The 23004-nt window shown below is 70.4% G+C and carries 25 protein-coding genes; 15 read left to right on the top strand and 10 right to left on the bottom strand.

The window, feature by feature from the left end; genetic code table 11:
- Positions 1 to 59 precede the first annotated feature (59 nt).
- Positions 60 to 800 (bottom strand): class I SAM-dependent methyltransferase, encoded by a 741-nt coding sequence (locus ABZ937_RS24615; RefSeq protein ID WP_361695295.1) that lies wholly within the window; start codon positions 798 to 800, stop codon positions 60 to 62.
- A gap of 352 nt (positions 801 to 1152) precedes the next feature.
- Between ABZ937_RS24615 and ABZ937_RS24610 the strand changes: the two genes are divergently transcribed.
- The 6 genes from ABZ937_RS24610 (at position 1153) to ABZ937_RS24585 (ending at position 7292) form a co-directional block, all read left to right on the top strand.
- Positions 1153 to 1638 carry a DoxX family protein gene (locus ABZ937_RS24610; RefSeq protein ID WP_361695293.1) on the top strand — a complete coding sequence of 162 codons (486 nt, stop codon included), beginning with the start codon at positions 1153 to 1155 and terminating at the stop codon, positions 1636 to 1638.
- A gap of 91 nt (positions 1639 to 1729) precedes the next feature.
- On the top strand, positions 1730 to 2686 hold the full coding sequence (locus ABZ937_RS24605; protein WP_361695291.1) for a DUF4331 family protein: 957 nt from the start codon (positions 1730 to 1732) through the stop codon (positions 2684 to 2686).
- A gap of 96 nt (positions 2687 to 2782) precedes the next feature.
- The gene (locus ABZ937_RS24600) at positions 2783 to 3706 is read left to right on the top strand and encodes an aminoglycoside phosphotransferase family protein (RefSeq protein WP_361695288.1); all 924 of its coding nucleotides are present in this window, start codon (positions 2783 to 2785) and stop codon (positions 3704 to 3706) included.
- A 120-nt stretch (positions 3707 to 3826) separates the two neighbouring features.
- Positions 3827 to 4786, top strand: coding sequence for a RimK family alpha-L-glutamate ligase (locus tag ABZ937_RS24595; protein WP_361695286.1), 960 nt, complete (start codon positions 3827 to 3829; stop codon positions 4784 to 4786).
- Between the two features lie 82 nt (positions 4787 to 4868).
- On the top strand, positions 4869 to 6842 hold the full coding sequence (locus ABZ937_RS24590; RefSeq protein WP_361695284.1) for a serine/threonine-protein kinase: 1974 nt from the start codon (positions 4869 to 4871) through the stop codon (positions 6840 to 6842).
- 102 nt (positions 6843 to 6944) lie between these two features.
- Complete coding sequence (locus ABZ937_RS24585) at positions 6945 to 7292, top strand: DUF1330 domain-containing protein (RefSeq protein WP_361695282.1); 348 nt, start codon at positions 6945 to 6947, stop codon at positions 7290 to 7292.
- 33 nt (positions 7293 to 7325) lie between these two features.
- On the opposite strand, the gene ABZ937_RS24580 is transcribed toward ABZ937_RS24585, so the two are convergent.
- The gene (locus tag ABZ937_RS24580) at positions 7326 to 8471 is read right to left on the bottom strand and encodes a permease (RefSeq protein ID WP_361695280.1); all 1146 of its coding nucleotides are present in this window, start codon (positions 8469 to 8471) and stop codon (positions 7326 to 7328) included.
- Between the two features lie 183 nt (positions 8472 to 8654).
- Here ABZ937_RS24580 and ABZ937_RS24575 point away from each other — a divergent pair, with 183 nt between their 5' ends.
- The 4 genes from ABZ937_RS24575 (at position 8655) to ABZ937_RS24560 (ending at position 12481) form a co-directional block, all read left to right on the top strand.
- Positions 8655 to 8936, top strand: a complete 282-nt coding sequence (locus ABZ937_RS24575) for a hypothetical protein (protein ID WP_361695278.1) — start codon at positions 8655 to 8657, stop codon at positions 8934 to 8936.
- Positions 8937 to 9243: 307 nt separating this feature from the next.
- Entirely contained in the window at positions 9244 to 10623 is a 1380-nt protein-coding gene (locus ABZ937_RS24570; protein ID WP_361695276.1) for a family 2B encapsulin nanocompartment shell protein, read from the top strand.
- Entirely contained in the window at positions 10610 to 11995 is a 1386-nt protein-coding gene (locus ABZ937_RS24565; protein ID WP_361695274.1) for a SufS family cysteine desulfurase, read from the top strand. The genes ABZ937_RS24570 and ABZ937_RS24565 overlap by 14 nt, the downstream gene beginning before the upstream one ends.
- 111 nt (positions 11996 to 12106) lie before the next feature.
- On the top strand, positions 12107 to 12481 hold the full coding sequence (locus ABZ937_RS24560; RefSeq protein WP_361695272.1) for an STAS domain-containing protein: 375 nt from the start codon (positions 12107 to 12109) through the stop codon (positions 12479 to 12481).
- 14 nt (positions 12482 to 12495) lie between these two features.
- On the opposite strand, the gene ABZ937_RS24555 is transcribed toward ABZ937_RS24560, so the two are convergent.
- From ABZ937_RS24555 to ABZ937_RS24540, 4 genes are all read right to left on the bottom strand, one after another.
- Positions 12496 to 13179, bottom strand: a complete 684-nt coding sequence (locus tag ABZ937_RS24555) for a DUF6766 family protein (RefSeq protein ID WP_361695270.1) — start codon at positions 13177 to 13179, stop codon at positions 12496 to 12498.
- 87 nt (positions 13180 to 13266) lie between these two features.
- Positions 13267 to 13674 carry a hypothetical protein gene (locus tag ABZ937_RS24550; protein ID WP_361695268.1) on the bottom strand — a complete coding sequence of 136 codons (408 nt, stop codon included), beginning with the start codon at positions 13672 to 13674 and terminating at the stop codon, positions 13267 to 13269.
- A 103-nt stretch (positions 13675 to 13777) separates the two neighbouring features.
- Complete coding sequence (locus tag ABZ937_RS24545; protein ID WP_361695266.1) at positions 13778 to 15172, bottom strand: hypothetical protein; 1395 nt, start codon at positions 15170 to 15172, stop codon at positions 13778 to 13780.
- Positions 15169 to 15960 carry an alpha/beta hydrolase gene (locus tag ABZ937_RS24540; protein ID WP_361695264.1) on the bottom strand — a complete coding sequence of 264 codons (792 nt, stop codon included), beginning with the start codon at positions 15958 to 15960 and terminating at the stop codon, positions 15169 to 15171. Before ABZ937_RS24540 ends, ABZ937_RS24545 begins: the two co-directional genes overlap by 4 nt.
- Before the next feature lie 388 nt (positions 15961 to 16348).
- Between ABZ937_RS24540 and ABZ937_RS24535 the strand changes: the two genes are divergently transcribed.
- A complete protein-coding gene (locus ABZ937_RS24535; protein WP_361695262.1) occupies positions 16349 to 16885 on the top strand; it encodes an EF-hand domain-containing protein in 537 nt (178 codons plus the stop codon).
- Positions 16886 to 16933: 48 nt separating this feature from the next.
- Here ABZ937_RS24535 and ABZ937_RS24530 read toward each other — a convergent pair whose 3' ends face one another.
- On the bottom strand, positions 16934 to 17386 hold the full coding sequence (locus tag ABZ937_RS24530) for a YbhB/YbcL family Raf kinase inhibitor-like protein (protein ID WP_361695260.1): 453 nt from the start codon (positions 17384 to 17386) through the stop codon (positions 16934 to 16936).
- Between the two features lie 73 nt (positions 17387 to 17459).
- Between ABZ937_RS24530 and ABZ937_RS24525 the strand changes: the two genes are divergently transcribed.
- The 3 genes from ABZ937_RS24525 (at position 17460) to ABZ937_RS24515 (ending at position 19279) form a co-directional block, all read left to right on the top strand.
- Positions 17460 to 17732, top strand: a complete 273-nt coding sequence (locus ABZ937_RS24525; RefSeq protein ID WP_361695258.1) for a hypothetical protein — start codon at positions 17460 to 17462, stop codon at positions 17730 to 17732.
- Between the two features lie 67 nt (positions 17733 to 17799).
- The gene (locus ABZ937_RS24520; protein ID WP_361695256.1) at positions 17800 to 18972 is read left to right on the top strand and encodes a PP2C family protein-serine/threonine phosphatase; all 1173 of its coding nucleotides are present in this window, start codon (positions 17800 to 17802) and stop codon (positions 18970 to 18972) included.
- Between the two features lie 13 nt (positions 18973 to 18985).
- On the top strand, positions 18986 to 19279 hold the full coding sequence (locus tag ABZ937_RS24515) for a hypothetical protein (protein WP_361695254.1): 294 nt from the start codon (positions 18986 to 18988) through the stop codon (positions 19277 to 19279).
- A gap of 71 nt (positions 19280 to 19350) precedes the next feature.
- Here the strand turns inward: ABZ937_RS24515 and ABZ937_RS24510 are convergent, their stop codons facing one another.
- Positions 19351 to 19710, bottom strand: coding sequence for a hypothetical protein (locus ABZ937_RS24510; protein ID WP_361695252.1), 360 nt, complete (start codon positions 19708 to 19710; stop codon positions 19351 to 19353).
- A 230-nt stretch (positions 19711 to 19940) separates the two neighbouring features.
- Here ABZ937_RS24510 and ABZ937_RS24505 point away from each other — a divergent pair, with 230 nt between their 5' ends.
- Positions 19941 to 20231 (top strand): DUF6355 family natural product biosynthesis protein, encoded by a 291-nt coding sequence (locus ABZ937_RS24505; protein WP_361695250.1) that lies wholly within the window; start codon positions 19941 to 19943, stop codon positions 20229 to 20231.
- A 58-nt stretch (positions 20232 to 20289) separates the two neighbouring features.
- Here the strand turns inward: ABZ937_RS24505 and ABZ937_RS24500 are convergent, their stop codons facing one another.
- Together ABZ937_RS24500 and ABZ937_RS24495 are read right to left on the bottom strand one after the other, a co-directional pair.
- Entirely contained in the window at positions 20290 to 20958 is a 669-nt protein-coding gene (locus ABZ937_RS24500) for a DUF5825 family protein (RefSeq protein ID WP_361695498.1), read from the bottom strand.
- Between the two features lie 34 nt (positions 20959 to 20992).
- Positions 20993 to 22906 (bottom strand): RiPP maturation radical SAM C-methyltransferase, encoded by a 1914-nt coding sequence (locus tag ABZ937_RS24495; protein ID WP_361695248.1) that lies wholly within the window; start codon positions 22904 to 22906, stop codon positions 20993 to 20995.
- Between the last annotated feature and the right edge of the window lie 98 nt (positions 22907 to 23004).

Here is a 23004-nt window from a genome sequence, read left to right as displayed (position 1 = left end):
GCCTAATGGCACCTTGTCGCGTCTGTCTCGGGGCTTACGCGGGGCGTGGAGTCCTCGCCTCAGGCGTGAGTCGTCAAGATCATGTACGGGGCGGTGCGGGTCTCCGCCGGAGCCTCGTCCGTGGGGCCGTCGACAGGCAGCGTGGGCAGGTCCACGACGGGGGAGGGGAAACCTGCCTCCGTGAGGAAGGACCGGTACCGATCGAGAGAGCGGTAGTAGGTCGTGGTGGTCATCGTGGTGCCGTCGTGCAGGCGCAGCCGCGTGGCCACGGTGTCACCGTCGGTGTACACGGCCCCCGGCTCGCCGTGGCGCACGGTGGAGAACGCCACGCCGGTCGACGCCGGGTTGAGATCGGCCAGCAGGTACGGGGCGCCAGGGCGCAGGACGCGCCGGATCTCGGCGGTGAGGTCGGCCAGCCGGCCGTCGTCGGGATCGGTGCAGTACACCAGGCAGCACACGGCCGCATCGACGCTGTCGTCGGCGAGCCAGTCCAGGGCGCGGCCGTCGAACAGCCGGTAGGTGATACGCGGGTGCGGGCGGTCGGCACGGGCGATGTCCAGCATGTCCGCCGAGAGATCGAGAGCCTGGACCGTCCACCGTCCGGTACCCGCGAGCCGCGCCGCGACCGCGCCGGTACCGCACCCGACGTCCAGGGCCAGCCGGTCGGGGCTCGCGCTCCCGCCGAGCCGGTCCAGCACAGCGGGGAAGATCAGGCTCTCGGCCAGCCGCATGTCGCGGTCCCGGTAGGCGTCGGCCGCGGCGGAGGTGTCCCAGCCGAGAGGGCCTTCGTCGGCGATCAAGGGCACTGCCTCCTGCACTGGACCGGGGCCCGGGCGGTTGGAGCGGGGCGTTCGTCCGCAGCGTGACACACGAAACCGCCAGGGTGTCCGTGGCGCCGGAGGATTCCCCCGACCGCGCGTCCGGCATACGGAGGATTGACGGGGGCACCTGCTGGTGGGTCACCGGCCGACCGCGTCGCGGGCGCTCCGACCCGGGTCTTTTCGTCAGCGTCACCGCCCAGATGCACGACACCGCCCGCGACGGAAGGATCGCCTTAGGGGGTGCGCTCTACGACGCTGGAGCCTTGCCATGATGATCAAGCGCATCTTGAACAGTTCTGCTCATTCCACACAATCGACTGCCCCCGAGCCCGTGGCGACCGCCGCCGACTGCGGTCTGCTGCTCGTCCGGCTGACCTTCGGCCTGCTGATGGCCGCGCACGGGGCTCAGAAGCTCTTCGGGTTCTTCGGAGGCGATGGCCTGACCGCGACCGGCAAGGGCTTCGAGTCCCTGGGGTACCGCCCTGGGAAGCTCTTCGCCGTCATCGGTGGGCTGTCCGAGCTGCTCGGCGGCCTGGGCCTGGCCGTCGGGCTGCTGACGCCGCTCGCGGCCGCCGCCGTGATCGGAGTCATGATCAATGCGATGGCCACGGTCACGGGTGCCCACGGCCTGTGGGCCGCCGACGGCGGAGTGGAATACAACGTGGCCATCGCTGTCGTCGCCCTGGCCGTCGCTGCCATCGGTCCGGGGCGACTGGCCGTCGACCGGTTCTTCCGCTGGGGCAAGGGCGGCTGGGCGGAGGCTGCCGTCGCTCTCGGCCTGGGCGGCATCGGCGCGGCGATCACGCTCAGCCTCTGAACCGACAGCGCATCCGACAAGGGCGTGATTCCGGGGACGGCGACGGTCGTGCCGCCGGGTCGCCGGACGGTGCCGTGTGGATGCTGGGCGTATGTCTCACCACCTCAGCGGCCCCCATCTGCGCTCCCCCATGGACGACGCCCGGCTCGATCTGACGGATGTGTTCGCCTTCGCCGCGCCCGGCGAACGGACCGTACTGATCATGAATGTGAACCCGATCGCCCCGACGGGCGGCCAGGCATTCCATCCCGACGCGGTGTACCGCATCAACGTGGACACCGACGGAGATCACCAGGCCGACGTGGCGTTCAGCTTCGTGTTCTCCCCGCCCGCCGACGGACAGCAGACCGTCACCGTCCACCGGGCCGCCGGCGATCAGGCGCGTGCGCACGAGGCCGCCGGCGAGACGCTCTTCACCGACGTGCCGGTGAGCTTCGGTACGGATCCCGGGGTGGTGGAGTCCGGGCCGTACACCTTCTTCGCCGGGCTCCGCAGCGACCCGTTCTTCGCCGACCTCGACGGCATCGTCAACAAGTTCCAGTGGACCGGTGTCGACTGGGGAGCCGACAAGAACGTCTTCGGCATCGTGCTGGAGATGCCGGACGCCGAACTCGGCACAGGCCCCGAGATCGGCGTGTGGGCGCGGGTGAGCCTGCGCCAGGACGGACAGCTGACGTCCGTCGACCGCGGAGCCCACCCCTCCCTGACCGCCTACTTCAACGCCGAGGACGTCAAGGACGCCTACAACGCCGGCGAACCCGCCGACGACTGGGACACCTACCGCGAACCCTGGTCCGCCGTGCTCCAGCACTTCGGCGGCTACGACCGGCAGTCGGCCGAGCGGGCCCTGCGGACCGTACTGCCGGACATCCTGCGCTACGACCGCGGCAAGCCCGCCGCCTACCCCAACGGCCGCACCCTCACCGACGACGTCACCTCTGCCCGGCTGGCCATGCTCACCGCGGGCAAGGTCCCCACCGACCACATCGGCCCCCACACCGACCTGCTCCCCGGCTTCCCGTACCTGGGCACGCCCCACACCGGCTGACAGCACGCGCATGCGGGCAACAGGTCACCGATGACGACGGCTGGAGCAGCGATTTCCCGTTGCGTGCCGGCAGCCGTGCGGCCTACGGTCCCGATCATGCTGCCCGCCGTGCACACAGACGAGGAACGGGACGCGGTCGTCCTCGACGAGACCGTGATGCGCCCCGGTGCCGAGGACCTCTGCAAGCGCCTCGGTCTCGCCGGCGTACCGCTGACTCGTTTCCCGGACGGGTCGCAGCCGGTCTACGCGGTCGGTGACGCACATGTCCTCAAGCTGTTCCCCGGCCCCGCCGCCCGGCACGGCGTCGCCGAAGGCCGCGTCCTCGCCCACCTCCAGGGACGGCTGCCGGTCCCGACACCGCGGGTGCGTGATGTCGGGACGTACGAGAACGGCTGGCACTACGTCCTGATGTCCCGGCTCCCCGGCGAGAACCTGGCCCGCAGCTGGGACCGTGTGTCACAGGGCCACCGCGAACGGCTCGTCACCGAGATCGGCGAAGCCCTGGCGGAGCTGCACTCCCTCGACCCCGATCCGCTCGCGGACGTGCTCGGCCCCGAGGACTGGGGCGTCTTCCTGGACCGCCGACGTGCCGGTGCCGTGGAACAGCAGCGCGCCCACGGACTTCCGGCCGCCTGGCTGGAGCAGATCCCGGACTTCCTCGCCTCGGTTCCGCTGCCGCGCGCACCGCGCCGTTCCCTGCTGCACACCGAGGTCATGCGGCAGCACTTCCTCGTCGATCCCGACGGATGGCGCCTGACCGGGCTCTTCGACTTCGAACCAGCCATGATCGGTGACCGCGCGTACGACTTCGTGGGCGTGGGGCTGTTCGTCACCCGCGGCGATCCGGCCCTGCTGACCCGGCTCGCCAGGGCGTACGGCCACACCTGCGAGCCGTCCGCGCTGCTCGCGTACACATTGCTGCACGTGTACAGCAACCTCCCCTGGTACATGCGGGAACTGGGCGTACCTGACGACGGAACGCTGCCGTCGCTGGCACAAGCGTGGTTCGGCACGGAGTGACGCGGGACTCTCATGATGGTGCCCACCCACTACCGTTCGTGACACTGTGATCACGGAACCGCGAGACGGACCCCGTCGACGGCCCGCGAGCGGTGGACGGCGAAGAGGTGAGGAGCCAGAGTGGTCGATGAGCACCGCGTCGTGCCGGGGAGTCCGGCACCCGCCGAGGTGTGGATGCTGGTGCGGCAGCGACCGGCCGTGCTGCGCCGGTCCACCGAGGAACTGGCGGCAGCGCTCGCCGATGCCCATGGTCCCCGCTTCGCGGTCTGGCACACCGACGAGCTGCTCTTCGGCGTCCGGGGCGGGCGGTTGACGCTCCGTACCCTGGGCGGCACGGACCTGCCCGCCCCCAAGGTGGTGTGCGTACGCCAGGTGGCCGGCCCCATGCGCGACGACCGCGAGGTGACCCTGCTGCGGCACCTCGACCGCATGGGCAGCACCCTCGTCAACAGGGTCGAGGCCCAGCTCAAGTCCCGGAACAAGATCTGGCAGCTGCAGGAACTCGCCCTGGCCGGCCTGCCGGTGCCCGACACTCTCACCTACGCCACCGCCCCCCTGGAAGGCGTCGTCCGCAGCCCGGACCTGGGCACGCCGTGCGTGGTGAAGTCCGTCAGCGGAGCCAAGGGCGAACGGGTCTTCCTCGCCCCCGACCCGCACCTGCTGCGCGAGGTGGCCGGCAGCCTCACGCAAGACGTGCCGTTCCTCTTCCAGGAACACGTAGCACATTCACACGGCCGGACCCTGCGGGTGGTCGTGGTCGACGGCGAACCGGTGGACGCCGTAGAGCACACCTCGCGCAACGGCACCCTCGCCGCCAACATCGCCCAGGGCGGCTCCGCCACCCGGTGCGGGGGCCGCCATCCGCAGGCAGAGGAGCTGGCGGTGCGTGCGGCACGCGTCCTGGGCCTGGACATCGCGGGCGTGGACCTGTTGTTCACCTCCGGGAACACCTACACGATCTGCGAGGTGAACGCCGTCCCGGGCTGGCGTCCTGAGATGACCGGCATCATCCCGGCCATCACGGCCTGTGTCGCCCGTCGCCTGGCCACCCACGACAGCGTGACGCGGCGTCAGCCGTAGCCCAGGGCCAGGGCCGCCGAGGCCGCGAGGGGCCCATGATGCAATGGGGCGCGACAAAGCAGATCTCGGGGTGGAGTGCGACGTGTTGAGCAACGGTGGGCCCGATACGGAGAGTTTCGAGCCGCTGGAGGACGGCGATCCGCGGACCGTGGGCGGCTACCGGCTCGTGGCCCGGCTCGGATCCGGCGGCATGGGGCGGGTCTATCTCTCGCACACCCCCGGCGGGCGGGCCGTCGCGGTCAAGGTGATCCGGCCCGAACTCGCGGAGAACGTCGAGTTCCGCAAGCGGTTCCGGGCCGAGGTGGCCGCGGCGAGCCGGGTCCACGGGATCTACACGGCTCCCGTCATCGACAGCGACACCGAGGGGCCGATGCCCTGGTGCGCCACCGCCTACGTGCCCGGCCCCTCCCTCTCCGACGCGGTACGCGAGCACGGCCCGCTCCCCGTCGACACCGTGCTGCGGCTCATCGCCGGTGTCGCGGAGGCCCTGCAGGCGGTGCACCGTGAAGGCATCGTGCACCGGGACCTCAAGCCGTCGAACGTGTTGCTCGCCGCCGACGGCCCGCGCGTGATCGACTTCGGTGTGGCGCGCGCGGCGGACGCCACGTCACTGACCCAGAGCGGTACGGCCCTGGGCACCGTCGCCTACATGGCGCCGGAGCAGGTGCTCGGCGCGGACGCCGCCCCCGCGGCCGACGTGTTCGCCCTCGGGCAGACCGCCGTGTTCGCGGCGACGGGCGGCGCCGCGTTCGGAGACGGCGATCCGCACGCGGTGCTGTACCGGGTGGTGCACACGGAGCCCGACCTCAGCCGCGTCCCGGCCGAGATCCAGGAGTTGGTGGCCCGGTGTCTGCGCAAGCCCGCCGCCGAACGGCCCACCGTGGAAGAGATCATCCGCTCCGTCCAGGCGATCCAGGCGTACCGCGGTGACGAGGCACGGTACGCGTCCGGGGCGTGGCTGCCGGGCGAACTGGCCGCGGGCATAAGGGCGCGGGCCGCGGGCGCGGATCAGGCCCGGGCGTGGACGGCGACGCCGGGTACGGCGCAGACCGCCCACCCCTCGGGCGCTGCCGGCGCTCCCGGCGCCATCGCGGCCTCGGGTGCCGACAGCGCACCCAGCGCTCCCGACGGCCCCTACGCGCCCGGCGCCCCTGGCGTCGTCCCGCCCGCCGGCCCCGGCGGATTCGGGCCGCCGGCGGCCTACTCTCCCACCTCGCCGTCCCATGCCGCCCTCCCCGGGCCGTTCGTGATGGCGCCGGGAGCCGCACCGGGTGCGTACGCTCCGGCCGGCGCGCCGCAGCCGCACGACCCGGCCGGGGCCCCGACCTCCCCGGTCGCCGCGGCCGGCACGGGCCGCAGGCGGCGGATCTGGCTGCTGTCCGCGGCGGCCGTCGCGCTCGTCGCCTGCGGAGCGGCCGTCGCCCTGCTGCTCGTTCCGGACAACGGCGCCAAGGGCGGTGAGCGGACCCAGGACGTGGCCGCGTCGCGGTCGGCGACGACCCCCGAGTCGTCGCCGTCGCCGTCCGACTCCCCGACCGCCAAGGCGTCCAAGAAGGCGAAGGCCACCGAGTCCGCGGTGCCGCCCAGCCCTTCGGAGCCCCCGACACCCACGCCGACGACGCCGTCGGCTCCGCCGACCACCGCGGCGAGCAAGCCCCCGGCAGCGAAGGCCCCCGCCCCGTCGACGTACGCTGGGATCCGGATGACCAAGAGCCACGACCTGTACCTGGCGGACACCCCGGTGCGGTCCAAGGCGGACACCGGTACCTCCGACGAGGATCTGACCTACGCCGTCTACTCCGCGGGCGCGCTCCTCGCCCCCGGAACCGACTCCGGAAGCTCTCTCGCCCTGCTGCCCGCGGGCCGGCAGGGCAGCCTGGACGCGTGCAAGGCGGCGACCGGCTACAAGAGCTACATCTGGATCAAGGACCTCGCCGTCGGCCAGCAGATGTGCGTCATCAGCGGGACCGGGCACGTCGGACTGGTGACGTTCCGGGGCTCGTCCGGGACGACGTCAGCCACCTTGGACATGAAGGTGTGGCGCAACGCGGCGTAAGTCCGTGTGCCGAAAGGGCGTTTACCCGTCAGGTCATCGATCTCAGGGCGCCGGCATGACAAGATCGTCACCGTACGCAGCTCGATCGACCGGAAGGACACCATGCCCGCCTACGCCATAGCGCACTTGCAGGAAGCCGCTCCGCACCCGGAGATCGCCGACTACATCGAGCGCATCACCGCCACCTTCGAGCCGTACGGTGGCCGCTTCCTCGTGCACGCCGCGCAGCACGAGGTGAAGGAAGGCAGCTGGCCCGGGCACGTCGTGGTGATCTCCTTCCCCGGCATCACCGAGGCGCGGGCCTGGTGGGACTCGCCCGCGTACAAGGAGATCGCGCCGCTGCGGTCACGGCACATCGACGGCGACATCATCCTGGTGCCGGGTGTCCCCGAGGGCTACGACCCGGCAGCCACCGCGAAGGCGATGCGGGAGGGCCTGTCCGCCGAGTAGCGCCCGGGTTCGGGCGGGCGGGCTCCGGGTCCCTCAATGGTGTCCGCCGTCGGGTGAGCCGCCCATCGTCCGCAGCATGGCCGGCCCGCCCGTCCGCACGAACCGCACCAGGAGCACGGCGGCAAGGGTGAGGAAGGCGATGTTCAGCCAGGTGGTGTAGTTCCAGCTGATGCCTTCCATGGGGATCTTCGCGTCGGCCTGGTCGGGGATCAGGCCGAGGCCGCCGAAGGCGAACTCCACGACGAATCCCGCGATGACCATCGCGAGGTAGAACGTGCCGAGGAGGAAGGCGGCCATCCTGGCGCCGTAGTACTTCCGGTAGATGTTGAGGATCGGCAGGATCAGCAGATCGGCGAAGATGAACGCCACCACGCCGCCGAAGCTGATGCCTCCCTTCCACAGCACCACCGCCAGCGGCACGTTGCCGATGGAGCACACGAACGAGGCGATCGCCACCAGTGGGCCGATAACGGGCCCCCACAGCTTGGCCGCGAGCGGGTGCCCGTCGAAGAAGAAGGCGCGCCAGAACGAATCCGGGACCCACGCGGCGATGGCGCCGGCGATCAGCAGTCCGACGACGAGGTCGCGCAGGATCGCCGCCCACTCCATGACGAACACATGGCTGGTGGAGGTGAGGCCCTCGCGGGAGAGCAGCCGCTGGGTGAAGGAGCCTTCGCGCTGCACGGACATGTCCATCGCGGCGTGGCCCTCCATCGCCCCGACAAGGCCCCGTTCCGCCTGCTCGCGGGCCTGACGCAGGAGCCCCTTGCGAAGGAGCAGCCGGAAGAGGACGGCCAGCACAGTGATCATGAGGGGTCCGCCGACGAACTCGGCGGCGGTGAACTGCCAGCCCATCAGCAGCGCCAGGATGACCCCGAGTTCGACGACGAGGTTGGTGGAGGCGATCTCGAAGGCCATCGCCGCGGTGAAGTTCGCGCCCTTGCGGAACAGCGAGCGGGCCAGCGCCACCGCCGCGTACGAGCAGGACGAGGACGCCACTCCCAGGCCCGCGGCGACGGCGAGCGTGCGGGGCCGGTCGTCACCGAGCAGGGAGACGACGGTGGACTTGCGGACCACGGCCTGGACGACGGCGGACAGCGCGAAGCCCAGGATGAGGGCCCAGGTGATCTCCCAGGTCATGGAACCGGTGATCGACAGTGCGTGCAGTACGGCATGCATCTGTGAAGCCTATGCGGAAGCGGATCGTCAACTTTATCGGCTTTGGGGGCGGCTGTTCTCCTCCTCGCCCTGACCGGTATCGCCGCGCAGGCCGCGATGAACCCGGTCAAGACCCTCACCGCCAAGCAGGCAACCGGCACAAGACCGGCTACACCGCGCCCGTGACCCGTCGACCCGGATGTGATGCTCGCCCCGGACGACGACGGCGACTCCGACGTGTCCGAGACGGGCCTGGTCGGACTGACACCGTCCGGGCCGGTCGTCGTGTGCGGCACGCACATGGGCGACGTGGACGTCACGGGGACGTACCGGCTCAGGGTCCATGCCCGCCACCGTGACGAGGGTGAGGACTACCCGGTGGAGCAGGTCCTGATCCAGGTGTGGACGGCGCGCCAGCCCGACACAACCACGGTGGTGCACAAGACGACCAGCCGGACCGGAGCGCTGTGGCGCGAGCCGAGCTGAACACACCCCAGCCGCCACGGATAATCACTTCTTTGAGATTCACAAAGCATTCATATGAGATGAAGTTCGGCCTTCTATGGACGATTCGGAGCTATGGCCGGCCCGGTTCCGATAGAACTTTTGCTGTCACCTCCACGCGTCGCGACCTGTGACGACAAAGGCCGGTCGGGTGGGCGTGCGATTCCCGCAAGTTGCGCATAGCGGATAATTCTTGCCATCTACAGATAAATCGCCTCTTGTGGTCGACCGGCGCGCGGGAAGACGATCCCTCCTCGTTCCCACCCTCTACCTGCGAGGAGAGTTCTCCATGAGCGAGCGGTTGAGTCTCGGCCCGGATGCCGCACGGCAACTCGCCAACACCACCAAGACCACACCGCAGATGCGCGGCATCACGCCGCGCTATCTGCTGCGTGCACTGCCCTGGGTGGATGTCGAGTCCGGCGTCTACCGGGTCAACCGGCGCCGTACGTACGTCCTGGGCGACGACCGCATCAGCACGACCAACGACGACACGCCGCGCGTCATCGCAGGCGACCTCCGCGAACTGCCGTACCTGCGCGAGGCGGACGACACGCTCCTGGAGGAGCTGGCCGGTGCGTTCACGCAGGTGTGCTTCGAGCCGGGCGAGGTGCTGGCCCAGGAAGGCGCCCCAGCCGACCGGCTGTGGGTGATCGTGCACGGGCGCGTGGAGAAACGCGCGGCCGGGCAGTACGGCGCGGACGCGCTCCTCGACGTCATCGGCGACGGCCAGTTCTTCGACCTCGGTGCATGGACGCGCGCCGAGGCCATGCCGTACCGGGTGCAGGCCCTGACCGCCGGCGTCGCCCTCTGCCTGGAGCGCGCGCAGCTCGCCCGGCTCAGCGAGCGGGACGACACCTTACGGGGCGCGATGGACGCGTACGTCGCCGGCGCCGACGTCATGGCCGGTGCCGAGGTCCCCGTCGACCTCACCGCGGGGCACGTCGGCGAGCCGGACCTGCCGGGGACGTTCGTCGACTACGAGGACGCGCCCCGCGAGTACCACATGACGCTCGCGCAGACCGTGTTGCGCGTGCACACACGCGTCGCCGACCTCTACAACGGGCCGATCGACCAGACGCGGGCCCAGGCCAACCTCACCGTTCACGCACTGCGCGAGCGGCAGGAGGCCTCGATGCTCTACCACCCGGAGTTCGGGCTCTTCAACAACGTGGCCCCCGGGCAGCGGGTACAGACGCGCACCGGCGCACCGACCCCCGACGACATGGACGAGCTGCTGACGCGGGTGTGGAAGCAGCCCGCGTACTTCCTCGCCCACCCGAAGGCGATCGCGGCGTTCGGCCGCGAATGTACACGCCGGGGTGTGCCCCCGGTGATCGAGAACCGCTTCGGCACCCCGCTGCTTACCTGGCGTGGAGTGCCCCTCCTGCCGTCGGACAAGGTGCGGTTCTCCGGCGGCGCGGGCGTGGGTACGACCGAGATCCTGCTGATGCGGCTGGGCGAGGCCGAGCAGGGCGTGGTGGGCCTGCGGCCGGCGAACGTCGCCGACGAGGTCGAACCGGGCCTGGCGATGAAGAACATGGGCGTGGACCAGAAGGGCATCACGTCGTACCTGATGACGGCGTACTTCAACACGGCGGTGCTGGTGGAGGACGCGCTCGCCGTGCTCCAGAACGTCGAGGTGTTCAAGTACCATGACTACTCCTGACGTTGCCGGATCCACCGGCCTGACGACCCCGACCGCTCCGGGCCTGGCGGGCCTGACGATGCTTCCCGGGTCTTCTGGAATCCCCGGCTCTCCTGGAATGCCCGGCTCTCCGGGACTCACCGGCCAGGCCATGGCCCCCCAGCCGTCCGGCGCCTCCCAGGACTTCTCGCCCGAAGCGGCCCGCCGGGACGTACCGATCCTCCACCGGACGGTCAACGGTCACCCGCTGGTCTGGCTGGACAACGGCGCCACCACACAGAAGCCCCGGCAGGTGATCGAGACGCTGACGGCGTTCTACGCCTCCGCCAACTCCAACATCCACCGGGGCGCGCACACCATGGCGCGCGAGGCGACGGAGATGTACGAGGCGGGCCGGGCCGCGGTCGCGCAGTTCCTGGGCGCGCCCTCGCCCGAGAGCATCGTCTTCGTCAGGGGAACGACCGAGGCGATCAACCTGGTCGCGCAGAGCTGGGGGCGCGCCAACCTGGGCCCCGGAGACGACATCCTGGTCCCGGTGCTGGAGCACCATGCGAACATCGTGCCCTGGCAACTGGTCGCCAAGGAGACCCGCGCGCGCGTCGTGCCGGTACCCCTGCGGCCGGACGGCAGCATCGACCAGGACGCGTACGCCGATCTGCTCTCCGCGCGGACCCGGCTCGTCGTCATCAGCCACGCCTCGAACGTCCTCGGTACCGTGCCGCCGGTGCGGGAGATGACGGCGCTGGCGCACCGCTACCAGGCGAAGGTGCTGGTGGACGGGGCACAGGCGGTGGCGCACTTTCCCGTCGACGTACAGGACCTGGACGCCGACTTCTACGCCTTCTCCGGCCACAAGATCTACGCCCCCACGGGCATCGGCGCCCTGTACGCCAAGCCGGAGATCCTCCAGACCATGGCGCCGTGGCAGTCGGGCGGCAACATGATCGAGTCGGTGAGCTTCGGCCGCACGACCTACGCCGCGGTCCCGCACCGCTTCGAAGCCGGTACCGGTCACATCTCCGGCGTCGTCGGCCTGCTGTCCGCCCTCAACTGGCTGACGGCCTTCGACCGCAAGGCGGTGGCGGACTACGAGACGCAGCTGATGGCCTATGCGGTGGAGGCTCTGGCCCAGGTCCCCGGGCTCGAACTGCTGGGTCCGGCGGCCGAGCGGATCGGGGTGCTGACCTTCACCCTGCCCGGCCACACTCCGACCGAGATCGCCGACTGGCTGGACCACGACGGCATCGCCATCCGGGCCGGCCACCACTGCGCCCAGCCGTCCCTGGCCCACTACGGCCTCGACTCGGCAGCCCGCGCGTCGCTGGCGCTGTACAACACGAGGGAGGAGGTGGACCGGCTGGTGGCGTCGCTGCTGGAGTTGCAGGCAGCCTGACACCGGAGGCCCGGTAGCTAGCGTCCGGGCACCGGCACCCCGAGGGCTTCGGCCGGCCGCCGGAGCCCTCAGGGGCTGGGTTTGTGAGCACCTCGGGGGCATAGTGGCGGTATGGGTAACCCCGCCGGGAGGAGTGAGAATCCCTCCGAGTACGGCCATGGTCGAATTCCGTCACCGACCGGTCTGGTCCAATACGAGCGGAACGGGGTATGGATCGTCGTCGCGTACGGCGCCTATGACCTGGACTCGGTCTCTCCGCTGGCAGAGGCGCTGGAGACCGCGGCCAGAAAGTACTCCAGGGTGGTGATGGATGCCTCCGGCCTCACCTTCGCCGATTCGACGGTCCTGAATCTGCTCCTGCGCGTCCACCAGGCGACAGAGCTGCGCGTGGCCGGGCCCGCGCCGCAGCTTCAGCGTCTGCTGGAGCTGACCGGAGCCGATGAGGTCGTGGACGTGCGGGCGACGGTGGAGGAGGCCGTGGCATGAATTGCCGGTGCTCCTCAGCCTTCCACTCCTGTCGAGGTGTGGGCGGCGCCGACGGGCTTGGACTCGGGGGATCCGCGCTGGCGCAGAAACACCGAGAGAATGGCCATCGAGGCGACGGCCAGAAGTTCGGACTGCCAGTTCTGCAGGGTGCGGTTCCAGAAGTCGGCGGAGCCGAGATATTGCGGCCATGAGACCGGGGACTGGAGCTGACGCAGGTGTTGCTCGTTGAAGGCGGCTACGCCGGCGATGGACTGGGCCAGCCATGACCACAGGAAAATGGCGCACATGACGACGCCCAGGGAGCGTGAGTACAGCTTCTGCCGCCATCCCTTGTCGGCTGCCCAGCGGGGTGAGGAAGGGCCGGCGTGGTCACCGACCTTTTGTTCCCTGTCACTTTCCACGCCGGCCTTGTGGAGTTCCTTGGACTCGGGCGAACCGCGTTGGAGCAGCCAGACGGTGCCGAAGATGTAGAGGAAGAACTGCAGGTATTCCGACTGCCAGTTCTCGGTGACATCCACGGCGAAGTCGGAAGTCGTGAGGTATTGGAGGAAACTGATCGGTTCTAGGCCGTCGGTGACGAGCTGGTTGTTGAACTCGGCGTGGCCGGACACGGCCTGGCCGGCGAGCGCGAGCAGGAAACCGGTTCCGAAAACCAGGGTCAGGCTGTTGTGTTTCAGGAACCGTGTCAGGCGGCTCACCGGTGCATCAGCCCTACGGCGGTGAAGTAGCCGAGGCCGACTCCGACGGTCAGCAGCAGGAGCGTGAACAGGGTGCGCATTCTGCTGTCACCCGCCTTTGATCTGGCACTGGTACGGCTGCCGCGGGCGCGGCGTACAGCCTGCCGCGGTGATCTTCCAGCCGGCCGGAAAGGACGACAGGAACAGGGTGTCGCCGTTGAGGACCACCTGTGCCTGCTGTCCGTAGACCTGGACCTCACGCACGGGGCCTCCGTCGGGCAGCTTCTCTTCGAGGAGGGCTTTGGCGCAGCCGGCCTTGGCGGACTGCTCCAGTTCCTGCCGGGTCTCGGGGGCCAGCGCCGCGCAGGCGCGCGTCCCGTCGACCTGCCGGATGTTCTCCTCGAAGCGCAGGGCTGCCCGGGACGCCGTCCCTTCCCGTTCGCCGAGCGTGCTGCAGCCGGTCAGGCAGACAGCACAGGCCACCGCCATCAGGCCCGAGCTTCTCCAGCGCGCCAAGGAATCCTCCGCGTGTACGTCGGCGACCATGCTGCGGTGCCGGTGAGCTCATGCGCGGCCGCCGCGCCGTGTGCCGGCCGAAGGCAGGGCGTTCGGGCTATGGTCATGTCATCGGACGCCAGACGATCTCGTCCCGGGCGGTGAGTGCTCCGGCCGCGTCCGCAATGTCGAGCGGTAGGGGCAGCGGACAGCGGGCGCGGATCCTGCTCAGTTCCCGGTGCGAGCGGACGAAGGCGGCGAAGTCGCGCGGGTACGCGGTGGTGTCCACGCCGGTCAGGAGGCCGATCTTGCGTGCGCGGGCGGCCGTACGCAGCCAGTCCCGCGCGCCGGCCAGGCCGATGGACTCGGTGCCGTGGTTGAACAGCAGGATCCGGATCTCGTCGTACGGGGCGGCGGCGTCCAGGTATTCCTCAAGGCTCACGCGGGAGGCCTCCGTGCCGAAGACCGCCCAGTACGGCACCGATCCCGTGCGCAGGGTCCACCAGGGTTCGAGCAGGAGGAACGACTCGACCAGGAGTCGCCCGGTGGGCAGGCCACGGTCGGCGTACCAGGATCGGTACAGGTCGGCCACGGCGGGGCTGAGCCGCTGCGGTGTGTCGAAGCGCAGCAGCCGCGCGTCGACCCGGTGCCGGTCGGCGAAGGCGTGGATGTCGTCGAGCAAGGCGGGATCCAGCCCCCATTCCGCTTCCGGGCTCTCGCCGTCGGCGGCGGGCGGGTCCCAGCGGCGTACGGGGGCGTCGTAGCGGGCGAGCAGGTCGGCGACGCGGGGACCTCCCTGGCGATACTCCTGGGCCGTGGCGTCGCCCAGGGCACCGAACTGGAACAGGTACCGGTCGTCGATCCTGGTGGTGGGCCAGCTCAGGGTGCAGTCCACAGCGACGAGCAGGCCGCCGGGGGCCAGATGCTCATGGATGAACCGGCGGTAGGCGACAGGGAGCCTGCGCCACTTGATCCGGAAGTACGTCATTCCGGCGATCATGAGACGGTCCTGGTTGGGATCGTGCATATGGTGCAGTACGAGGTCCGGGTTGGCCGCGAGCAGAGCCCGGCCGGAGTCCCTGACGGCGGCCAGGTCACCCCGTGGATCGTCCGGAGTGACGCCCCGGCGGCGGACGGGCAGCAGCAGCGTCTGCGGCAGCCAGGCCGCATCGAGGGCGGCGGCCAGGTGGACCAGGGCACCGTTGGCGGATCCGATGAAGATCACCGGATAGCGGCGCCGGGGATAGTGGCCGGTGACCCACTCGGCGAGCACCTCCGAACGCACGTCGGCGACGCGGTGCCGCGGGATGGCCTCCGCCCAGCCACTCGCCGCGTACACCCGCTCCCGGGCTGCGATCGGCAACCGGTTCAGGGCGCCGAGCAGGCCGGAGAGAGGGACCTCGAAGGCGGCCGGGAGCTTGCCGAGTGCAGGGACGTCCCGGCCCGCGAGGAAGCGCGACAAGGCACGCAGCATGCCGGTGGCCGAGTCGAACGAGGCCACAGCCTTGGACGCCTTCACCTCGCCGACCTCCGCTCGTGCGGCCCCGCGGCACCGCCCGTACCGTCGGCCGCGCATTCCCGAGCGAGGAAATCGGTGACGAGCCCGGCCAGCGCCTGCGCCTGCCGGTAGGGGACCATGTGGCCGGAGTTCTCCACCACGGCCAGCCGTCCCGCGGGCAGCAGCCGGGTCGCCTCCTCCGCCCACTCCTGGGGAACCATCCGGTCCTGCGCCCCCCGAACCACCAGCGTGGGCATGACGACATGGGGCAGCTTGTCCTCGATACGGTCGCGCAGCGACTCGGCGAACGCGCCGACAACGCGGCGTCCGCCCGCGTCACGGTAATCGGCCAGATTGAGCGCTGCCATGGAGACGCGCTCCTGGGGCGCGTTGCGCATCCAGCGCAGCAGCTGGCGGACGAAGCCGCGGGCGGCCGGGTCGACGGTCGGTCCCACCAGCACCAGACCGGCGATGCGCTCCGGATGCCGTACGGCGGCATCGACGGCCACCTGACAGCCGAAGGACCCGCCGAGGAGCACCACGTGGTCCAGCTCGACGGCGGTCAGCCACTCGTCGAGCGCGTCGGCCAGCGCCCGCAACCCCAGCGGGTGCCGAGGGCCGGCGCTGGCGCCGAACCCGGGGAGGTCGACGGTCCACGCGTCATGGTGGCGGCCGAGGGCCTCGACGAACGGCAGGAACTCCCGGCTGGAGACACCGGCACCGTGCACGCACACCACCGGCGGTCTCCGTCCGGAGATCCGCCAGGCCACCATCGGCCGGCCACTCACCGCTGCCGTGATCCGTTGCATGATCCATCCTTACCCCGGGGTGTGCGCGTGCCAGGAGCGTCATCGGCACAGGGGTACCCGGATGGCTCCCTGACGGACCCGGCAGTGCCGCGAGGACTGCCGTCCGCCGAACGCGTCACCGTGGGCGACTGGAAGGGAGCCCGAGGTACCCGCTCACAGCCTCCTGGACGGCTTGTCCGGGCAGGAACGCAAGCAGCTGCATCCGGCGACAGCGCTTCACCGAGTGGACCGGCGACGGCAAGGGAGGGAGCGAGCAGCACGGTGAAAGCGGGGCGGCATTCGGTGGACCTCCGCGCGAGGCGTCGTCGGACTCCCGGCGCCCTCGGCACAGGCTGTGAGGCGGGCCATTCCCGTGACCGACAGTCCGGTGAGCGAAGGAGAGACCTGGATGAGCGAGAGCGACTACCAACAGAAGATCGCAGCCCGTTTCGGCCGATTCGACCGCGACGGCGACGGTGTGGTGACCGAGGCCGACTTCAAAGAACTCTCCAGGGAGATCCTGGCCGAGTACGGCCTGTCACCGAACTCGGCCAAGGGCAGCGCGCTGACCGCCGGCACGCAACGCCTGTGGGAGGGCTTCGTCGACATCGCGGACGACGGCGACGGGCAGATCACCAAGCAGGAGTTCGTCCAGGCGGCCAGCGCTCATCTTCGCAACAACCGCGAGGCGTTCAGCCGCATGGTGGAGCCTTGGGCCAAGGCCGTCATCGCGGTCGCGGACGACGATGACGACGGCACCGTGACCATCGACGAATGGGCACGCATGCTCTGTGCGATGCGGGCGGCCCCGGAGAAGGCTCGGGCCAAGGCAGTAGCCCTCGACACGGACGGCAACGGCAGCATCTCGCTGGACGAAATCCTGAACTCCGCCGTCCGGCTGTACGTCACGGACGAGCCGTTCCCGGACCTCGCGCCGGCTCGCTGAGGATCCGCGGCCGACCGCCCGGCGCGGGTGTTCGCCTCGTCGGCGTGGTCAGCGTTGGTACAGCCCGACGATGGTGCCGCTGGCCAGCTGCTCCCGGTCCAGGACGGCGTGGACTTCGTCGGCGGTGGCCCGGTCCGGGAGCGAGACCGGGGCGGGGAGGGCGTAGAGCCGGAAGAAGTAGCGGTGGGCTTCGTCGCCGACCGGGGGCTGCGGTCCGCCCCAGCCCCGTTCCCCGAAGCCGTTGCGATGGGGCTGGCTGCCCGGTGGCGTCTCGCCCGCGTCCAGGCCGCCGATGCGCGGGTCGATCCCGGTGACGAGCCAGTGCACGAAGGTGCCGGACGGCGCGTCCGGGTCTTCGCACAGCAGCGCCAGCTCTGCCGTGTCATCCGGTGCTTCGGACCAGGCGAGGGGCGGAGAGACGTTGTCCGCGTCGTGGGCATAGCGGCGCGGGATCATGCTGTGATCACTGAAGGCTGCGCTTCTGAGTTCGATACCGGCCATGCGACACGGAGTACCCAGCGCGGACAGGGGTATACGGCCGACTGAAACACCCTCCGGCGAGGAGATGAGGGCGATGCGGTTCATCGGACTGCTCCTTCTCGCGGGCGCGGGCGCCTTCACGGCCCTCGCGATCGCAGGCAACCTGTCGGGCGGCCCCGAATACACGGTGTCCGTTCTTGATCACGACGTTGCCACCATGAACGGTCTGGCGCTGTTCAGCTCCGGACTCGCGCTGGCCCTGATCTTCTGTGCCGGCCTGGCGATCATGGTGGGCGGTGTCGCACACGTCAGCCATCACCGCGGCTTCGGCCGGGCGGGACGCGGAACACGACACTCGCCGGGATGACGCCTGGCCGTCCGTCGCAGGGGGTCACGGCGGTCCCTGGTCGTCAGGTGCCCCCGGCGGTGGCACCGTGGAAGATGTGAATGCCGGGTACGGCATTGCCGGTGTGCGGCGGCCACGGCAGTCGAGCCATGCGCTGTTGCTGATCCCGATCGTGCTCATCCTGGTGATCACGGTGGTGGACCAGCTGGTCCCGGAGGACATCCATCTCGGCCCGCTCCTGGTCATCGCCCCCGCGATCACCGCCTCGTTCGCCGGCCCCTGGCTGACCGGGCTGATCGGGTTCCTGGCTACGGGGGCGCAGGCGTACATCGGCTGGCACTTCGGCGTGCTGTTCTCGCGCAACGTGCTGGTCCAGATCCTCGCCCTGGGCGTGCTGTCGGCCCTGATCGTGTTCTTCTGCGTGGTGCGCGAGCGGCACCAGCGTGAACTGGCCCAGGTGCGGTCGGTCGCGGAGGCCGCCCAGCACGGTCTGCTGTGGCCGCTGCCGGAGCGGATGGGCCCGCTGCGGATCGCCTGCCTGTACATGGCCGCCGAGGACGAGGCACAGATCGGCGGTGACCTGTACGCGGCGACCCGCATCACCGGCGGCGTCCGCATCATGATCGGAGACGTGCGGGGCAAGGGTCTGTCCGCCATCGGTGAATCCGCCCTCCTGCTCGGGGCCTTCCGAGAGGCCGCCCACCGGCACGCCACCCTGCCCGATCTGGCCGCCACCCTGGAGCAGAGCGTGGCCCGGTACCTGGCGGACTTCGAGCCCCCGGCAGAGGCCGGCGAGCGCTTTGCGACCGCCTTGCTGGTGGAACTCCCCGACGACGACCACATCACCCGGATGATCAGCTGCGGACACCCACCGCCCCTGTTGCTCAGCCCCGGCAGCGGTCTGACCGTTCCCAGCCTGCACCCCGCGCCGCCCCTGGGGATCCAGGAGAAGGGACCGGACGAATACACCATCGACGTGGTGTCCTTCGAGCCCGGCGACACCCTCCTGCTCTACACGGACGGCGTCATCGAAGCCCGCGACCCCGGCGGTCGCTTCTACCCCTTCGAGACGCGGGCCGCGCAGTGGAACAAGTCCGGCCCCGAATCACTGCTCCACCACATCCAGCGCGATCTGCTCGCCCATACCGGCGCACGCCTTGACGATGACGCGGCACTCGTGGCGCTGCACCGCGAACGCGAGAGCCACCGGCACCGCCACGGGCGGGTCATCCACTCAAGCGGGTTCGGCCACACCCCCTGACAGGATCGGCTCCATGAGCACCGAGACGGACTGGGTGTACCGGGTGGAGGAGCCACACGGCTCCGAGGGCTGGCGCCCCTACGGCGACCATCCCGAGCGTTGGCAGGGGACCGTCACCACCGGCGACCCCAGGGAGGACGCCGAGTACGTCGCCGCCCTCGTCGTCACCGACCTGGTGTCCGAGTGGGACCGCCGCGGCGCCGTACGGAAACACGTGCGCGTGATCGTCTGGGAGCACAAGGAAGGCACCGGCCCCGAGGACGCGGCCTTCACGGTCGAGATCCAACCGGACATCGACGGAGAGTGACCTCCGGCGCCGGTACCGCAGCCGGACTGCCGTCCACCCGGAGGAGACCCTGATGTCCGAGCCCGCGGTCGTCAGGGGGTGGGTGACCACGGGACCCAGGGAAGAGCCTCACGCCAGCCGGGTCGGCCGAAGGCCCAGGCATTGAGCACCTCGGCCACCGGCTCCACCGCGAAGGCCCCGTGCTCACGGGGCACCCATGCCTGGAAGTGCCGGTCCGGCCCTCCCTCGCGGTACTCCACCTGATAGCTCAGGTCGTCGTTGAGAAAGACCTGCATGTAGTGCTGGTCGGCAGGCTCCAGGTCGAGCCGCCTCACGACGACGAACCGCCAGCTGAGGCTCATGTCGGCCAGCAGATCGTGGAGCCGTTCCTCGGACGGGTCGTCCCAGGACGTCCCGTCGGCCTCGATCGCCCGCAGTACCGGTGTTGACATGCGGGTGACTGTACCGGGCCGACAGGAGGCGTTCGCCTACCGCAGTTCCGGGCCGGCGTCCAGGCAGGTGATCCGGTCGGCGTACCGAGGAAATGATTCAGCGGGTGAAAGGCGAGGCAAGCGGCGGATCGGGCAGCCGCGGACCGTGACCATGGGCGCGTGCCCAGCCGGGCGGCCCCGGCCGTTCCCGGCGCCGTTTCCTCCTTCCCACCTGCCATGAGGAGTTCGTTGTGCGTGTCCGTCGCCTGCTGACCAGCACCCTCGGTTCCGTCGCCCTCGCGCTGTCCTTCCTGAGCGCCGGCACCGTCACCGCGACCCCGGCGGCCGCCGATCCGTGCGGCTTCTACGAGACCGGCTCCGACGCCTTCTACAACCACTGCACCTCCGACGGCTCCAACGTGGTGATCAAGGTCGAGGTGGCCCTGGCACCCGACTACGAGCGCTGCGTCGGCCCGGGCCGTACCTGGCTGGGTTCCGCCGCCCGGATCCAGGGCGCCCACTACGCGGGCCGCACCTGCTGACACGCGGCGCCAGGCTTCCGTGGCCGGCCGGGGCCGTCCCCCTCGCCGGTCCGCGGTGTCAGATGGTCATCGGCTCCTGGAGCCAGCGGCTGATCCGGTACGGCAGCCACCAGGCGAGCGGGCCGACGTCGAGGACGAGCTTCTCGCTCCGGAAGTCGTCCAGGACGTCGGCGGGCACGGAGTCCGCCGGCGCGCCGTACGCCAGGCGCTCGATCGTCTCCTCGTAGTGCGGCTCGTCGGCGGTGAACCGGCGCAGTTCTCCCCAGCGGCGATCCCGGATCTGTACGAAGCCCGGTCCCTTGCGCCACAGGCACTTGCACAGATAGTGGCCCTGCCGCCAGCCGCTCAGCGCTTCGTCGGCCCCGGCGGGACCCTCGATGTGCCGGGGCGGCTGGAGGTGGCTGAGGACCTGCCAGGCGTCGGCCGCCGGGGGAGGGAGACGGAGGTCCCACTCGACGAGTACGGCTCGCGCGGTCAGATCCCGTACCAGGCTCAGCGCGGCCACCGCCCCGGCGGCCCGCCCGGGGTCCGCGGCGGCGGCGAGGTCCACGGTCGCGGGCAGCCGTACCCGCCGGGCGCCGAGCTGCCAGAGCCGCTCGCTCTCGCCCTCCAGCGGGCCGGGCAGGGCGAGTTCGCCCAGGAACATGCCCGGGAGTGCGCAGGCGGAGGCGTCGTAGTCGCGCCAGGCGAGGACGGCGGGCGGGCTCAGGGTGCTCGACGTGCTGATGGGCGTCACGGGCGTACTCCTCCTCGGTGCGCGGTCACGCGTGGACGGGCTCGGCGGGCTCGGGCCGCGCCGCGTGGGTGTGGCGCATGAAGTCCAGCCGCAGCAGGTCCTCGTTGACGGCGGCCGGGGCGATGTGCACGTACTGTCCGCCGTCCGTGAAGACGATCCCGAGGGAGACCCAGCCGTCGAGGATGCGCCGCACACCGGCCTCGTCGTGGGCGGCTCCGGGCTCCTGGCGCGCGGCCTTGCGGGTGAGGGCGGTGACGGTGTGCGGCTGGTCGAGCAGGCGGAAGCAGGCCACCTCGAACGGGTCGGTCAGTTCGGTCGTCCGCCAGTCGAAGGCGCGTCGCCGCGAGACCAGGACGATCCGGTCGCCCAGATCGGTGTGGGTCAGCCGGGCGTCGGCGTGGTGCTTCTTCCATGCGGCCAGAGCGTCGTTCAGCGCGGTGACGGTGGGTTCGCCGATGCCTCGCGCGGGTGCCTCGAAGACGTACGCGAGGTCGTACAGCTCCTCCTCCGGCAGGTCGTAGGTGAAGCGGTAGTGCTCCTCGGGCCTGAGGCCCGTGAAGCCGAGTTCGGGGCGCTCGAAGTACGGGCTGAAGCGTTCGATGGCGATCCGGGCCGACAGGTCGACCGGCGGGTCGAGGTGCTCCAGCGCCGGGATCTGGGCGATCACCGGGTCGTAGTCCTGGGCGGTCTCGCCGGGGAAGCCGTGGAGGTAGTTCCAGGCCACGGACAGGCCGGTCTCGGCTCCGTCACGCAGCATCCGGACGTTCTGGCAGCCGCTGACGCCCTTGTCCATCAGGTCCAGGACACGGTGGTTGAGGGATTCGATGCCGGGCTGGACGTAGATCATCCCGGCCTCGGCGAGGGTACGGAGCTGAGGCCGGCGCATGTTGGCCTTGATCTCGATGTGCAGCCGCAGGTCGTACTCGCTGTCGATGATCCTGGGCAGCACGGTCGTCAGGTAGCCCATGTCGAGGATGTTGTCGACGACGTACATGTCCAGGACCCGGTGGCGGCGGGCCAGTTCGACGATCTCCTCGTAGAAGGTGTCCGGGCTCTTGGACCGGAACTCCATGAACGAGCCGTTGAGCCCGCAGAAGGTGCAGTGGTGCTTCTCGCCCCACCAGCAGCCCCGGGCGCCCTCGACCACCAGCTTCGGCTCGACCCAGTGACGGGCGGCGGAGGAGGCGAGGCGCTCGAAGTAGCCGCTGTAGTCGGGCGGCAGGATCGCGGCGGGCGGCAGCGGACGGGTCGCCATCGGATTGGCGCGGCTCTCGCCGTCGGGGCCCCGGTGGCACAGGCCGGGGACCTCGGCGAGGTCGGATCCGTCGGTGAGGGCCGTGAGCAACCGCGGGAAGGCCGCCTCGCCCTCACCCCGTACGACGTGGTCGACGAAAGGGAAGTTGCGGTGCACGGCGGCACCCTGCTCCCCGTCGCAGTTGGCCCCGCCCATGACGGTGACGACGTGCGGGGCGAGCTGCTTGACCCGCCGGGCGGCGGCGAGCGCCGCGGCGTTCTGCTGGAAAGTGGAGGTGAACCCGACGACATCGGGCGCGTGCGCGACGATCCGCCGCGCGATCTCGTCCACGAACTCCGGGACCACCCGGTGCAGCGCGTGGGTCATGGCCATGCGCGACTTCTTGAGTTTCCCGCGCATCACCGCGGTGAACTCCTCCTCGCGCCAGTGCGGATCGTCGTAGAGGGCCGAGGAGAACACCCAGTCGCCGCAGCCCATGAAGTAGGACGACAGGGCGTAGTACTCGTAGTCGTCGCCGGTGAATTCGGTACGTCTCGTGATCCAGTCGGTGAATTCGAGATTGGCGTGCAGGACCTCGGCCTCGGCGCCGGGCACGCGCTCGTCCACGCTCCGTTTGAGGATTCCCAGCGCGAGGGACGGGAGGTCGATGGGCGACCAGGGCATGTTGACCAGCAGGACACGCATGTCGGCTCCTCGGGGATGGGGACCGGCGGCGGCGCCGGGGGGGGAACCACACGGCCGCCCCCGCGCAAAAAACAAAAACAGCGGAAGAAAGAGGAAGA

Origin of the sequence: Streptomyces sp. NPDC046727 (genome assembly GCF_040645635.1) — a bacterium.
Taxonomy (GTDB): domain Bacteria; phylum Actinomycetota; class Actinomycetes; order Streptomycetales; family Streptomycetaceae; genus Streptomyces.
The sequence above is the reverse complement of the archived record's forward strand: the minus strand, read 5'-3'. Positions and strand labels throughout refer to the sequence as shown.